General features: G+C 68.8%; 10 protein-coding genes, 1 tRNA gene and 1 pseudogene. 6 read left to right on the top strand and 6 right to left on the bottom strand.

The annotated features are described in order from the left end of the window. Nucleotide 1: 1 nt before the first annotated feature. The 4 genes from OG456_RS06360 to OG456_RS06345 form a co-directional block, all read right to left on the bottom strand. A complete protein-coding gene (locus tag OG456_RS06360) occupies nt 2–1,387 on the bottom strand; it encodes an OFA family MFS transporter (RefSeq protein ID WP_266558050.1) in 1,386 nt (461 codons plus the stop codon). 117 nt (nt 1,388–1,504) lie between these two features. After that, nucleotides 1,505–3,664, bottom strand: a complete 2,160-nt coding sequence (locus OG456_RS06355; RefSeq protein ID WP_266558048.1) for an acetate--CoA ligase family protein — start codon at nt 3,662–3,664, stop codon at nt 1,505–1,507. A gap of 3 nt (nt 3,665–3,667) precedes the next feature. After that, nucleotides 3,668–4,909, bottom strand: a complete 1,242-nt coding sequence (gene frc, locus OG456_RS06350; protein ID WP_266558046.1) for a formyl-CoA transferase — start codon at nt 4,907–4,909, stop codon at nt 3,668–3,670. Nucleotides 4,910–4,920: 11 nt separating this feature from the next. Continuing rightward, nucleotides 4,921–6,603, bottom strand: a complete 1,683-nt coding sequence (locus OG456_RS06345; protein ID WP_266558044.1) for a thiamine pyrophosphate-binding protein — start codon at nt 6,601–6,603, stop codon at nt 4,921–4,923. A 144-nt stretch (nt 6,604–6,747) separates the two neighbouring features. Here OG456_RS06345 and sucC point away from each other — a divergent pair, with 144 nt between their 5' ends. The 4 genes from sucC (at nt 6,748) to OG456_RS06325 (ending at nt 10,868) form a co-directional block, all read left to right on the top strand. Beyond that, nucleotides 6,748–7,878 (top strand): ADP-forming succinate--CoA ligase subunit beta, encoded by a 1,131-nt coding sequence (gene sucC, locus OG456_RS06340; protein WP_266558042.1) that lies wholly within the window; start codon nt 6,748–6,750, stop codon nt 7,876–7,878. Between the two features lie 43 nt (nt 7,879–7,921). Then, nucleotides 7,922–8,800, top strand: coding sequence for a succinate--CoA ligase subunit alpha (sucD, locus tag OG456_RS06335; RefSeq protein ID WP_266558040.1), 879 nt, complete (start codon nt 7,922–7,924; stop codon nt 8,798–8,800). 110 nt (nt 8,801–8,910) lie between these two features. Further along, the gene (locus OG456_RS06330) at nt 8,911–10,530 is read left to right on the top strand and encodes an aldehyde dehydrogenase family protein (protein WP_266558038.1); all 1,620 of its coding nucleotides are present in this window, start codon (nt 8,911–8,913) and stop codon (nt 10,528–10,530) included. 253 nt (nt 10,531–10,783) lie between these two features. Continuing rightward, nucleotides 10,784–10,868: transfer RNA gene (locus OG456_RS06325), tRNA-Leu, on the top strand. Between the two features lie 211 nt (nt 10,869–11,079). Here the strand turns inward: OG456_RS06325 and OG456_RS06320 are convergent. Then, nucleotides 11,080–12,321: an Ig-like domain-containing protein gene (locus OG456_RS06320; protein ID WP_266558036.1), complete on the bottom strand. Its 1,242-nt coding sequence runs from the start codon at nt 12,319–12,321 to the stop codon at nt 11,080–11,082. Between the two features lie 199 nt (nt 12,322–12,520). Beyond that, nucleotides 12,521–12,811 (bottom strand): annotated as a pseudogene (locus tag OG456_RS06315) (membrane-associated oxidoreductase); the annotation flags it as partial. Between the two features lie 167 nt (nt 12,812–12,978). Between OG456_RS06315 and OG456_RS06310 the strand changes: the two are divergent. Together OG456_RS06310 and OG456_RS06305 are read left to right on the top strand one after the other, a co-directional pair. Next, nucleotides 12,979–13,284: an HNH endonuclease family protein gene (locus OG456_RS06310; RefSeq protein ID WP_266558034.1), complete on the top strand. Its 306-nt coding sequence runs from the start codon at nt 12,979–12,981 to the stop codon at nt 13,282–13,284. A gap of 297 nt (nt 13,285–13,581) precedes the next feature. Further along, complete coding sequence (locus tag OG456_RS06305) at nt 13,582–14,100, top strand: hypothetical protein (protein WP_266558032.1); 519 nt, start codon at nt 13,582–13,584, stop codon at nt 14,098–14,100. Nucleotides 14,101–14,162: the final 62 nt, after the last annotated feature.

Below are 14,162 nucleotides of genomic sequence, written 5' to 3'. Positions count from 1 at the left end.
ATCAAGCCATCTCCTCACCGAGCGGTTGCGGGTTGGGTTGGATGTCACGGGACTTGGACCTGCCGGGTTGGGACAGGAAGAGCGCGATGAAGCCGGCGAAGAAGGAGATGCAGCCCGCCAGGACGAAGGCACCGGAGTGCCCCCAGGCCCCGACGACCACGGCGCCCATCCCCGCGCCCAGTCCGGAGACGAGCTTGGAGCTGTAGACCATGCCGTAGTTGGTGGCGTTGTTGTTCTCGCCGAAGTAGTCCGCGGTGAGTGCCGCGAACATCGGGAAGATGGCGCCGCCGCCGAAACCGGAGATCGCCGAGAAGATCAGGAACAGCGGCAGGTTCTTGGCCTCGGCCGACCAGAGGATGCCGAACTGGGCGCACCCGAGGATGGCGCACACGGCGAGCAGACACTGCTTGCGGCCGTAGCGGTCGGAGAGCCATCCGATGACGCCGCGCCCGCTGCCGTTGACGAGCGCCTTCAAGGACATCGCGGCGGCGACGATTCCGCCGGCGAAGCCGGCCTCTTCGCCGATGTCCACCTGGAAGGCGATCCCGAAGATGTTCACGCCGGAAGTGCATGCCAGACAGAACCACATCAGTGCCACCCGGCCGGTCCGCCAGGCCTCCAGCGGGGTGTACTGCTTGACGGCCGGCGGGTTCTTCTCCAGGGAACGCCGGGCGCGCGGGTCCTTCGGCGGATTGAGCGGATCGACGCTCGCGGGCCACCAGTTCTTCGGCGGATCCTTGAAGAAGGAACCGGCGAACGCGACCATCGCGGCGAGCAGAACGCCCACCGAGAGCAGCACCCAGCGGTAGTTGGTCAGGTCCATGTAGCCGGTGAACAGGAAGACGAACGGCACCGAACCGTAGGCGAATCCGCCGTTGACGAAGCCGGTCTTGCCGCCCCTTCGCTCCGGGTACCACTTGCCCACCATGTTGACGCAGGTGGCGTACACCATGCCCGCGCCCATGCCGCTCAGCATGCTGAAGCCGATATAGGCGAAGACGACGTGTGGTGCCAGGGCCAGCGACAGATAGCCCATGAAGGTGCCCGCCGCGCCGATCATCATCGCCCAGCGGGCCGGCAGTCTGCCGCTCTCACGCAGCCTGCCCGCGGGGAAGGCGACCGCGGCCTGGAAGAACACCCAGACGGTCATCATCCAGAAGATGTGCAGGCTGTTCCAGTCGTGCGCGGTGTGCAGGGTGTCCTCGGCGGACGCGAACGCGTACTCGGCGGAGGAGATCCCCATCATGCCCACCCAGGGCAGGATCACCATCCACTTGCGTTTGCGGCCCAAGATGTCGATATCGGTCTCGCCAACCCGGTACACACGGCCGTTGGCGTCCGTCACCTCCCTGTAGGGGACGGAGGTTGATAGATCGGTTGCGGTCATGACGGTCGCACCCCTTGCGTCGAAAGATCTGGCCAGCGCCCCCTGTCCAAATTCCTTTCGCGTGCGCATGGGTCCCGGGGCCGGCCTGCGCGCACCGCCGGCCGGCCCCCAGTCCGGTCACCTCATGAGGCGCCCCCCCAACAGCCCCGCCGCACGGGCCCACCGGTACTTCGCACCGAGTGCGGCCACCGGCTTCTCGGTCGTGTACGGGTATGCCACGACCCCGCGCTCGTAGAGGTACTGGCAGGCCTCCTCGACCTCGACGTCGCCCGCGAGCGACGCCACCACGGGCTTCTCGATGCCCCGCGCGCGGAACTCCTCGACCACCCGTGCCGTCAGCTCCGCGAAGACCATCGGCGGGGTGACGATCGTGTGCCAGTAGCCGAGGACGAGGGAGTGGATCCGCGGGTCCTCCAGGCCGAGCCTGATGGTGGCCTCGTACGTCGACGGCGGCTCACCGCCCGTGATGTCGATCGGGTTGCCCGCGGCGCCGAAGGGCGGGATGAACGCCTTGAAGGCGGCGTCCAGATCCTCGGGGATCTCCATCAGGGTCAGGCCGTTGTCGACGATGGCGTCCGAGAGCAGCACACCCGAGCCGCCCGCGCCGGTGATGATGACGACGTTGTCGCCCTTGGGCGTCGGAAGCACGGGAAGCGCCCGCGCGTACTCGAGCATCTCGTTGAGCCCCGGCGCCCTGATGACGCCGGCCTGCCTGAGGATGTCGTCGTAGACCGCGTCGTCGCCCGCGAGGGCTCCCGTGTGCGAACCGGCGGCCTTCGCGCCGGCGCTGGTGCGCCCCGCCTTGAGGACCACGACGGGCTTCTTCGGCACCGTCGCCCGTGCGGCCTCCACGAAGGCCCGCCCGTCCTTGAGGTCCTCCAGGTGCATCGCGATGCACTTGGTGTTGGGGTCCTCGCCGAACCACGTGAGCAGGTCGTCCTCGTCCAGGTCCGACTTGTTGCCGAGCCCGACGATCGCGGAGACACCGGTCTTCGTCGTGCGCGCGAAGCCGAGGATCGCCATGCCGATGCCCCCGGACTGGGAGGTCAGCGCCACCCCGCCCTTCACGTCGTACGGCGTGCAGAACGTGGCGCACAGGTCCTGCCACGTCGAGTAGTAGCCGTAGATGTTCGGCCCGAGCAGGCGTACCCCGTACCGCTCGCCGATCGCCACGATCTCGTCCTGGAGGGACTGTTCACCGGTCTCCGCGAACCCGGAGGGGATCAGGACCGCGTTCGGGATCCCCTTGCGTCCCACCTCTTCGAGGGCCGAGGCCACGAACTTGGCGGGGATCGCGAAGACCGCCACATCCACCTCACCCGGGACGTCCGTGACACTCTTGTACGCCTTGCGGCCCAGGATGTCATCGGCCTTGGGGTTCACCGGATGGATCTCCCCGGAGAATCCCCCGTCGATGAGGTTGCGCATGACCGAATTGCCGATCTTGCCCTGCTCGTTGGACGCACCGATCACCGCGACCGAGCGCGGCTGCATCAGCCGGCGCATCGACCTGAGGATCTCCTCGCGCGAGTACGTGCGCCGCTGCTTCGGCGCCCCGTCGGCGAGGATCACCCGGATGTCGGCGGCGACCGCGCCCTCCGGCGTCGCGATCACCGGGTTGAGGTCGACCTCGGCGATCTCCGGGAAGTCGGTGACCAGTTGGGACACCCGGCGGATCTGCTCGGCGAGCGCCCACCGGTCGACCGGCTGCGCGCCGCGCACCCCGCGCAGCACCTCGGCCGCCCGGATCGAGTCCAGCATCGACACGGCCTCGTCCGCGCCGACCGGCGCGAGCCGGAACGTCACGTCCTTGAGCACCTCGACCAGCACACCGCCGAGCCCGAACGCGACGACCTTCCCGAACGTCGGATCGGTGACGGCTCCGACGATGACCTCCTGGGAGGAGGGTCCGGTCGGCAGCAACTCCTGCACCTGGACGCCCTCGATCCGGGCGTCCGGCGCGTAGGCCCGCGCGTTCTTCACGATCGTGCAGAACGCGGCCCGTACGTCGGCGGCGCCCTCCACGCCCACGATCACGCCACCCGCGTCCGTCTTGTGCAGGATGTCGGGGGAGACGATCTTCATCACGACGGGTCCGGCGAAGCGCGCCGCGTACGCGACCGCCTCGTCCACGTCCGTCGCCAGCTCCTCGCCGGGCACGGAGATCCCGTACGCGTCGGCGATCACCTTGCCCTCGGGGGCGGTGAGAGCGCTGCGGCCCTCGGCGCGCACGGATTCGAGCAGCGCCCGTACCGTGAGCTCACGGTCCTCGGCCATCAATCAGATCACTCCGTTCGACTTGAGCAGGCGCAGCTCCTCGTCCCCGAGCCCCAGCTCCCCGACGAACACCTCGGCGTTGTGCTCGCCGAGCAGGGGTGAACTGACCACTTCCACGGGGGAGTCGGAGAGCTTGAGGGGGGAGCCGACCGTGGTGAACGTGCCGCGCTCCGGGTGGGCCACCTCGACGACCATCTCGTTCGCGACGAGCGACTCGTCCTCGATGATCTCCTTGGTGGACAGGATCGGCCCGCACGGGATGTTGTGCGCGTTGAGCCGTTCCAGCACCTCCCACTTGGGCAGGGTCGAGGACCACTCCTCGATGAGCTGGAACATCTTGTTGAGCTTGGGCAGGCGCGCCTCCGGCGTCGCCCACTCGGGGTCGCCGGCCAGCTCGGGCCGCCCGATCAGCTCGCTCAGCGGCTGCCAGCCGACGGGCTGCACGATGACGTACACGTAGTCGTTCGGGCCGCCGGGCGCGCACTTGACCGCCCAGCCGGGCTGCCCGCCGCCGGACGCGTTGCCCGAGCGCGGCACCTCGTCCGCCTCGGCGGTGTCCTGGGAGTTCGGGTACTCGGTCAACGGGCCGTGCGCCAGGCGCTGTTGGTCGCGCAGCTTGACCCGGCACAGATTGAGCACCGCGTGCTGCATGGCGACGTTCACGCGCTGGCCGCGCCCGGTGTTCTCGCGCTGGAACAGCGCCGCGAGGATACCGGCGACGGCGTGGATGCCGGTGCCGGAGTCGCCGATCTGCGCGCCGGTGGCCAGCGGCGGACCGTCCTCGAAGCCGGTGGTCGCCATCGACCCGCCCATGGCCTGCGCCACGACCTCGTACGCCTTGAAGTTGGTGTACGGGCCGTCGCCGAAGCCCTTGATGGAGGCGTAGACGATGCGCGGGTTGATCTCCTGGATGCGCTCCCATGTGAAGCCCATGCGGTCGACGGCGCCCGGGCCGAAGTTCTCGACCATGACGTCGGAGCGCCGGATCAGCTCGGTGAGGAGCTCCTTGCCGCGTTCGGTCTTCGTGTTGAGGGTGATGCTCCGCTTGTTGCAGTTGAGCATCGTGAAGTAGAGCGAGTCGACGTCCGGCAGGTCACGCAGCTGCTTGCGCGTGATGTCCCCGGTCGGTGCCTCCAGCTTCACCACGTCCGCGCCGAGCCAGGCGAGGAGCTGGGTCGCGGAGGGCCCGGACTGCACATGGGTCATGTCGAGGACACGGACGCCCTCAAGAGCCTTGGTGGTCATGGCCGGGCTCCTCACTTGTACATGGTCTGGTTCATGGTTCCGGGGGCGTACGCGTCCGGGTCGACCCACACGTTGATCAGCGAGGGCTTCCCGGACTCGCGGGCCCGCTGGAGCGCGGGCGCGATGTCGGCGGGGTCGCGGACCTCTTCGCCGTAACCCCCCAGCATCTGGGCGAACTTGTCGTAGTGGACGTCGCCGAGGGTGTTGCCGACGCGCTCGCGCTCGTCGCCGTACTTGGCCTTCTGGCCGTAACGGATCTGGTTCATCGACGAGTTGTTGCCGACGATCCCGACGAAGGGCAGGTTGTAGCGGACGAGGGTCTCGAAATCCCAGCCCGTCAGCGAGAACGCCCCGTCGCCGAAGAGCGCGACGACCTCCTTGTCGGGCCGCGCCTGCTTGGCGGCGAGGACGAAGGGAATGCCGACGCCGAGGGTGCCCAGCGGCCCCGGGTCCATCCAGTGGCCGGGCGACTTGGGCTGCACGACCTGCCCGGAGAAGGTGACGATGTCGCCGCCGTCCCCGATGTAGATCGAGTCCTCGGTGAGGAAGTCGTTGATCTCGCTGACCAGGCGGTACGGGTGGATGGGAGAGGCGTCGGAGCGAAGGCTCGGCAGCCGCTTCTCGATGGCGGTCTGCTCGGCGGCCCGCAGTTCGTCGAGCCACTCCTTGCGCTTGGCGCCCCCGCCGTTCAGCCGGCCGGAGGCGGCCTCGGTGACCGACTTCAGGACGAGGCCCGCGTCGCCGACGATGCCGAGGTCGATGTCGCGGTTCTTGCCGACGGTGCGGTAGTCGAGGTCGATCTGCACGACGGTCGCGTCGGGGGAGAGGCGCTTGCCGTAGCCCATGCGGAAGTCGAAGGGCGTGCCGACGATGATGATGAGGTCGGCGTTGGAGAAGGCGTAGCGGCGCGAGAGCTGGAAGTGGTGCGGGTCGCCGGGCGGCAGGGTGCCGCGGCCGGCGCCGTTCATGTAGGCGGGCACGTTGAGGGCGCGTACGAGCTCGATGGCGTCCTGGGTGGCACGGGTCGTCCACACCTGGCTGCCGAGCAGGATCGCCGGCTTCTCGGCGTGCACGAGGAGGTCGGCGAGCTTCTCGATCGCCTCGGGGTCACCGGCCGAGCGGGTCGAGGCCCGGTACTGCCCGGCCTGCGGTACGCGGGCCTTGTCCACCGGCACCTTGGCGTCGAGGACATCGCGGGGGATCTCCAGGAAGGACGGGCCGGGGGCGCCGTGGTAGCACTCGCGGAACGCCATCGACACCATGTCGGCGGCGCGCGCGGTGTCCGGCACCGTCGCGGCGAATTTCGTGATGGGCGTCATCATGTCGACGTGCGGCAGGTCCTGGAGCGAGCCCATCTTGTGCTGGGTGTGCGCGCCCTGGCCGCCGATGAGGAGCATGGGTGACTCCGCGCGGAACGCGTTCGCGACGCCGGTGACGGCGTCGGTGGTGCCCGGGCCCGCGGTGACGACGGCGCAGCCGGGCTTGCCGGTGATGCGCGCGTACCCGTCCGCCGCGTGGGCGGCGACCTGCTCGTGACGGACGTCGACGACTTCAATGCCTTCGTCGACGCAGCCGTCGTAGATGTCGATGATGTGGCCGCCGCACAGGGTGTAGATGACCTCCACACCTTCTGCCTTGAGTGCCTTGGCGACCAGATGACCACCGGAGATGAGTTCCTGGCTGTCGTCGGGCATGAGGAAGTCCTGTCCCTTCGTAGGGGAGTCGTGCGCTGTCGCAGTACATTGCATACAGTCGACGAATACTGTATGAAGCTTGTTATCCCGCATCCGGTGGGTGGTGTCCAGGGGGCGTGCGGCACTTTTACGGCAGGAGCCGAGATGGACCTGTACGAGCACCAGGCAAGGGAACTCTTCGAAGAACACGGCATCTTGGTGCCGAAAGCCGAGGTCACGGAGTCGCCCAGGGAGGCCCGCGAGATCGCGCGCAGGCTGGGCGGCCGCGTCGTCGTCAAGGCCCAGGTGAAGACCGGGGGCCGCGGCAAGGCGGGCGGCGTCAAACTCGCCGCCGACCCGGCCGCCGCCGAACTGACGGCACGCCAGATCCTCGGCATGGACATCAAGGGCCACACCGTCGGCAAGGTGATGCTGGCCCAACCGGTCGACATAGAGAGCGAGTTCTACGTCTCCTACGTCCTCGACCGCGCGGCCGGACGCTTCCTCGCCATCGCCTCCGCCGAGGGCGGCATGGACATCGAGGAGGTCGCGGCGAACCGGCCCGAGGCCGTCGCCCGCATCCCGGTCGACCCGTCCGAGGGCGTCACCACGGCGAAGGCCGCACAGATCGCCCAGGTCGCCGGCCTCCCCGACCGGACCGTCGATGTCCTGGTCCGCCTCTGGGACGTCCTCACCCGCGAGGACGCCGTGCTCGTCGAGGTGAACCCCCTCGTCCGCACGAGCGGCGGCCAGATCCTCGCGCTCGACGGCAAGGTCACCCTCGACGACAACGCCCGCTTCCGCCAGGAGCGTTGGGGCACCCAGGAAGCCGCCCACGACGACGCCCTCGAAGCGGCCGCCGCGGCCAAGGGCCTCAACTACGTCAAGCTCGACGGCGAGGTCGGCATCATCGGCAACGGCGCCGGCCTCGTCATGTCGACCCTCGACGTGGTCGCGGGCTGCGGCGCCCGCCCCGCCAACTTTCTCGACATCGGCGGTGGCGCCTCCGCGCAGATCATGGCCGACGGCCTCTCCGTCATCCTCTCCGACTCGGCCGTGAAGTCCGTCTTCGTGAACGTCTTCGGCGGCATCACCGCCTGTGACGCCGTCGCCGACGGCATCGTCCAGGCCCTGGAGTCCGTCCGGCTGACCAAACCGCTCGTCGTCCGCCTCGACGGGAACAGCGCCGTGGAGGGCCGCGCCATCCTCGACGGCCGCGCCCACCCCCTCGTCGAACAGGCCACCACCATGGACGGCGCCGCGCGCCGGGCCGCCGAACTCGCCAACGCGCACTGAGGAGCCGGGACATGGCGATCAACCTGACCAAGGAGAGCGGGACATGGCGATCTATCTGACCAAGGAGAGCAAGGTCCTCGTCCAGGGCATGACCGGCGCCGAGGGCATGAAACACACCCGGCGCATGCTCGCCGCCGGCACGAACGTCGTCGGCGGCGTCAACCCGCGCAAAGCCGGCCGCAGCGTCGACTTCGACGACCGCGCGGTCCCCGTCTTCGGCTCCGTCGCCGAGGGCATCGCGGCCACCGGCGCCGACGTCACCGTCGTCTTCGTACCGCCCGTCTTCGCCAAGGCCGCCGTCACGGAGGCCGCCGACGCGGGCATCCCCCTCGCTGTCGTCATCACGGAGGGCATCCCCGTCCACGACGCCGTGACCTTCCACGCGTACGCCGCCGCGAAGGGCACCCGCATCATCGGCCCCAACTGCCCCGGCCTGATCACCCCCGGCCAGTCCAACGCCGGCATCATCCCCGCCGACATCACCAAGGCGGGCCGCATCGGCCTCGTCTCCAAGTCCGGCACCCTCACCTACCAGCTCATGTACGAACTGCGCGACATCGGCTTCTCCACCTGCGTCGGCATCGGCGGCGACCCCGTCATCGGCACGACGCACATCGACTGCCTCGCCGCGTTCCAGGACGACCCGGACACCGATCTGATCGTCCTCATCGGGGAGATCGGCGGCGACGCGGAGGAGCGCGCCGCGGCCTACGTACGCGACCACGTCACCAAGCCCGTCGTCGCCTACATCGCCGGGTTCACCGCCCCCGAGGGCAAGACCATGGGGCACGCGGGCGCGATCGTCTCGGGCTCCTCCGGCACGGCGCAGGCCAAGAAGGAGGCCCTCGAAGCGGCCGGGGTCCGCGTCGGCTCCACCCCGACGGAAACGGCCCGCCTGGTCCTCGACCGCTTGGCGCAGTAACGCCGTACAGCGGGAGTGGGGAGCGAGCCCACCGGGCAACCTCCCCCCTCCACCCCACACCAGCCATGCACCCCCCGCCCCGACTGTGCACCGTGAGCGGAGAACCCGAAATGGCGAACAACCCAGGCAATCCCACTGACCGCACCCCCGGCCCCGACGCCCCCGGCCCGGACACCCCCGTGGCGACCACCCCCGTGGCAACCACCCTCAAGGCCGGCACCTCCTGGCACGACGCCTGGCAGCGCTGCCTCGCCGTCGCCCCCGAGGCGTTCCGCGACGACCGCGTACTCAACCTGTGGAACGGCACCTGGCAGGCCGACGGTCGCGCCCTGCCCGCCAGTACCCCCGTAGACGGCAGCCCCATCGCCGGACCGCCCCGCCTCGACGCCGCCACCGCCCACCAGGCGGTGCGTGCCTCCCTCGACCAGCACCGCGCCTGGCGGCACATCCCGCTCGACGAGCGCCGCGCCCGCGTCGGCGCCACCCTCGACGCCCTCACCCAGCACCGCGAACTCCTCGCACTCCTGCTCGTCTGGGAGATCGGCAAGCCCTGGCGCCTCGCCCAGGCCGACGTCGACCGTGCCATCGACGGGGTGCGCTGGTACGTCGACGACATCGAGCCCATGGTCGAGGGCCGCGCCCCGCTCGACGGCCCCGTCTCGAACATCGCCAGCTGGAACTACCCGATGAGCGTCCTCGTGCACGCCGTCCTGATCCAGGCACTCGCCGGCAACGCGGTCATCGCCAAGGCCCCCACCGACGGCGGCGTCGCATGCCTCACCCTGGCCTGCGCGCTCGCCGCCCGCGAGGGCATCCCCGTCACCCTCGTCAGCGGTAGCGGAGGCGAACTCTCCGAAGCGCTGGTGCGGGCCCCCGAGATCGGCTGCGTCTCGTTCGTCGGCGGCCGCGACACCGGCGCCGCAGTCGCCACGGCCGTCGCCGACCTCGGCAAGCGCCACATCCTCGAACAGGAGGGCCTCAACACCTGGGGCATCTGGAACTACTCCGACTGGGACAAACTCGCGGCCGTGATCCCCAAGCTCTTCGACTACGGCAAGCAGCGCTGCACCGCGTACCCGCGCTTCGTCGTCCAGCGCAGCCTCTTCGACGACTTCCTCGCCGCGTACCTCCCGGCCGTACGGACGCTGCGCGTCGGCCACCCCCTGGCAGTGGCGAACCCCCAAGACCCCTACCCCCAGCTCGACTTCGGCCCACTCGTCAACGCGGCCAAGGCCAAGGAGCTGTCGGACCAGGTCGCCGAGGCCATCGACCGCGGCGCCGTGCCGCTGCACCGCGGCGCCCCGGACCCCGCCCGCTTCCTGCCCGGCCAGGACACGAGCGCGTACGTCCACCCGGTCACGCTCCTGAGCCCACCCCCCTCCTCGCCCCTCCACCACGCCGAACCGTTCGGCCCCGTCGACACGATCGTCCTGGTCGACACGGAGGCGGAGCTCCTCGCCGCGATGAACGCCTCCAACGGCGCGCTGGTCGCCGCCCTCTCCACGGACGACGACGCGACGTACGACCGCCTCGCCCCACAGATCCGCGCCTTCAAGACGGGCCGCGGCAAGCCGCGCTCGCGCGGCGACAGGGACGAGCTGTTCGGCGGCTTCGGAGCATCGTGGCGGGGAGCGTTCGTGGGCGGCGAGCTGCTGGTGCGGGCGGTGACGAGGGGCCCGGAGGGCGAACGGCTCCCGGGCAACTTCCCGGACTATCACTTGATGCCGTAGCCCCTAGGGGAGGCGGGGTGTCGGTGGGCGCGGCCCGAGCAAGCGGCAGACGCTCGGGCAGCGGCCACTGGTACGCCGTCGGTGACGGACCGGATACGCACGGTGAGCCCCGAGGGGTCCGGCCCCAGGCCCCCGGAGGTGCCGCCGGGGGTGCCGTCGAGGGGACGGATATGCAGGTGAAAGGCACTCCGAGGCTTTGGTATTGTTATCCATGTCGCCGCGGGGAACACCCCGGCCGGGCGGCAGACACCTAGTCCGGGTGGCGGAATGGCAGACGCGCTAGCTTGAGGTGCTAGTGCCCTTTATCGGGCGTGGGGGTTCAAGTCCCCCCTCGGACACTTATCTCATCTCATCCTGAAATGCCTGGTCGGCTTGCTGACCAGGCATTTTGCGTGCAATCGCAGTCAGGCGCCGGTGGCGGAAACGGCGCTGTCCCGCCGACGAGGCTGGTCGACGAGCACCCTGACGCCGCAGGCGGCGGCCGGCATGGTGTCGGCCGCCGCCTGGCGGGAGGGATTCAGGTTCAGATGCGCGCAGAGTGACGTGGTGTCAGCTGGTCGCGCTCCCCGCGACCCACTTGCTCCACGGCATGTTCCAGTCGCTGAGGCCGTTGCCCGGGGCCAACATGGTCTTGTCCGGGGAGTTCTTGATGATCACGACGTCGCCGATCATCGAGTGGTCGAAGAACCACGCGGCGGGCTGCGTACCGTCGCCGCCGTCCCTGGCGTCCTTCAGGCCCACGCAGCCGTGGCTGGTGTTGACCTTGCCGAAGACCGAGTCGGTACCCCAGTAGTTGCCGTGGATGAACGTGCCCGAGTCGGTCAGGCGCATGGCGTGCGGTACGGCCTTGATGTCGTACGAGGGCTTGCCGTCCTTCTCCGTGAGGCCGACGCTCGCACCGTTCATATGGATCTGCCGGAACTTCTCGGAGATGACCATCTGGCCGTTGTACGTCGGGTGCTCGGCGCTGCCTGACGAGATCGGGATGGTCCTGATCGTCTTGCCGTCCCGTACGACGGTCATCTGCTTCGTCCTGGCGTCGACCGTGCTGATCTGGCTCCGGCCGATCTTGAACGTGACCGTCTTCTGGACGCCGTGGGCGCTGAGCTTGACGGTGACGGTGGAGCCGGGCTGCCAGTAGTTCTGTGAGCGGAAGTCGAGGCGGCTGTTGTTGAGCCAGTGGCCGACGACCTGCTGACCGCTGCTGGAGCTCACCTGAATCTTCGACTCCATGGCGGCCTTGTCGCTGATCGCCTTGTCGAAGTTGACCGTCACCGGCATGCCCACGCCGACGATGGATCCGTTCTCGGGGGAGACGTGCCCGATGAAGTCGTTGGCCGGGGAGACCGTGGTGATCGTGGCGTTCCCGGTGGCGGAGCGCCCCTTGGCGTCCTCGGCCTCTGCGGCGACCTGATACTTGGTGGCCCGCTCCAGCGGCGCGTCCGGCTGCCAGGACGTGCCGTCCGCGGACAGGGTGCCCGAAACCTCGGCGCCGGTCGCGACGTCGCTCATGGTCACCTTGGTGAGCTTGCCGTTGCTGACGGTGACCTTGACGGGGTCGTTGATCCCGATGCTGGAGGCACCTTGCCCAGGCGTGATCTTTATTCGGGCATCGGAAGCGTCCTGGACGTCGGCCCGAGCCCCCCACGCCTGCGAGTGCGAGTGATTCCCGGGATCGTTGTCGCTGGTTGCGGCGTTGCTGGTGCCACCGAGGGCCGTGAGTGCGAGTACGCCGCCGAGTACGCCAGCCGGAGCCACCAGAGCGGTGCGTCGCTTACGTGCCGTGATCAAGCGCTTCTCCTTTGCCACTGGTCGTTGAATCCCTGGGGCTGGTTACCGGAGGAATGCAGCCAGCCCCGAAGAATGATTTACGCACCCATCCGCCAGAAATTGGGCAAAATGTGTCGAATCCAACGCATCGCGAGAGAGCTGCCGAGGCTGTGTCCGACGGCCGGACAGCCCGTACGGCTGAAGGCTCGGGTCCTGCCGCCTACTGGCGGCTCACCGTGCGGGTGATGCCCGCGGCGACCGTCGTGGCGAGGATCCAGCCGGTGATGATCAAGGCATAGGAGAGGGCCTGGTACCAGCCCGTCGGGGAGAAGGCGCTCTCCTGGCCGAAGTCGATGATCGGCAGGAGAAGGTCGAGGGCGTAGAAGACGGCATTGAAGGCGGGGGACTCGTTGGGCTTGAGGGGGCTGGGGTGGTGCAGGGCGAATGCGATGGAGCCGACTGCCAGGAGGGACAGGAGCCAGCCGGCCGCGCGCATGGGGCGGAAGCCGTAGCTGGACTCGCCGGCGTTCGAGCTCACGGAGTCCGAGCGGACGGAGACTCGGGCAAGGCTCGACGGCGATCTGTATCTCGTGGGCCGGACCCGTAAATACGTACTGCTCCGACTCGACGAGATGCTTGCGCGAGGGCGGGGAGTGACGTACGACCATCCGGATCACGGTGGAGCATGTCCTCCCGCAGAATCCCCGGATCGACTCGCGGTGGGCCGCGCTCTTCGACGAGGACGAGCGAGCCGAGTGGACCCACAGACTGGGCAACCTTGTTCTGCTGAACCGCTCGAAGAACTCCGCGGCCCAGAACTACGACTTCGCCGTGAAGAAGGCCAAATACTTCACCGGCCGAGGCGGTGTCGTCCCCTTTGCGCTGACGAGCCAGGTGCTTCAGCACGCCGAATGGGTCCCCGCCGTCCTGTCGGCACGGCAGAAGCAGCTCGTGGAGCTGCTCGCTGACGAGTGGGATCTCTGACGGAGTGTTCGCGGGTCACCCACCGCACGTCGGCGGGGTCGACGACAGAGGCGAGAGTGTCCAGGAAGTTCTTCCGTCAGCATCAGGCCTGTACCGATCACTCCGGGCTGGGCAGGGGCCAACACCAAGTGTTCACGGGGGATGTGGCCGATGCCCGACAGATCGCTTCGCGGCCTCTATCTCCATCGTGCGGCTTCTCGTAGGCACCGCACCCGGGGGTCGTGTGTGACGGTCGGCTACGCTGGGCGCTGCCATTGGCGTGAGCATGGCTTTCATTGAGCAAGAGGAGAGAAGTCCGTGAAACAGCGTCCGGTGCTTGCCGGCCTGACCGTGATGCTGGTGGCCGTTCTCAGTGCGTGCGGCGGTGGTGCGGACAAGGGTTCGGGTCACGGTGGTGGTGGCAAGGGTGGTGCGTACTCCAAGCCGCAGTCGGATCAGGTGCGTGGTCTCTACGACGCCGTGCGGCATCTTCCGCGCAAGACCGTCAAGGGCACCCGCGCGCACATGGTCAAGGAGTGCGATCCGGCGACCCGGAAGGTCAAGCACACCTCGCGCAGCGGCAGTGGCAAGCGAAAGAAGACGCGTACCTGGTACACCACCGAGCACTACAAGCAGTGCCACAAGGTCCGTAAGGGCAGCGAGAGGTACACGCGTGTCGTGCGGACCGAGCGGTGGTGTGTGCGGCTCGACGACGTGAACGGGAAGGCCGCCAAGGACGACCTCTGGTTCCGGGTCAGCCACGCCACGTACAGCGACGTCCATGGCAAGGACGAGCACGCGCGCGTGAAGTTCGAGCCGCGGGCGCGCGGCTGCTGACGTGGTCGGCTCACCACGTGGTCGGCGGCAGTCGCTGCGCCAGGTGACGGGCGTAGCGGCAT

This window comes from Streptomyces sp. NBC_01446 (assembly GCF_026340095.1).
Taxonomy (GTDB): Bacteria; Actinomycetota; Actinomycetes; order Streptomycetales; family Streptomycetaceae; genus Streptomyces; species Streptomyces aureus.
Note: the sequence above shows the minus strand (reverse complement) of the source record. Positions and strands in the feature narration are given on the sequence as shown.

Bases quoted from the DNA above. Each gene is read 5' to 3' on its own strand.
- OG456_RS06355 (WP_266558048.1), bottom strand. From the start codon at position 3,664: ATGGCCGAGGACCGTGAGCTCACGGTACGGGCGCTGCTCGAATCCGTG.
- OG456_RS06360 (WP_266558050.1), bottom strand. From the start codon at position 1,387: ATGACCGCAACCGATCTATCAACCTCCGTCCCCTACAGGGAGGTGACG.
- OG456_RS06330 (WP_266558038.1), top strand. From the start codon at position 8,911: ATGGCGAACAACCCAGGCAATCCCACTGACCGCACCCCCGGCCCCGAC.
- frc (WP_266558046.1), bottom strand. From the start codon at position 4,909: ATGACCACCAAGGCTCTTGAGGGCGTCCGTGTCCTCGACATGACCCAT.
- sucC (WP_266558042.1), top strand. From the start codon at position 6,748: ATGGACCTGTACGAGCACCAGGCAAGGGAACTCTTCGAAGAACACGGC.
- sucD (WP_266558040.1), top strand. From the start codon at position 7,922: ATGGCGATCTATCTGACCAAGGAGAGCAAGGTCCTCGTCCAGGGCATG.
- OG456_RS06345 (WP_266558044.1), bottom strand. From the start codon at position 6,603: ATGCCCGACGACAGCCAGGAACTCATCTCCGGTGGTCATCTGGTCGCC.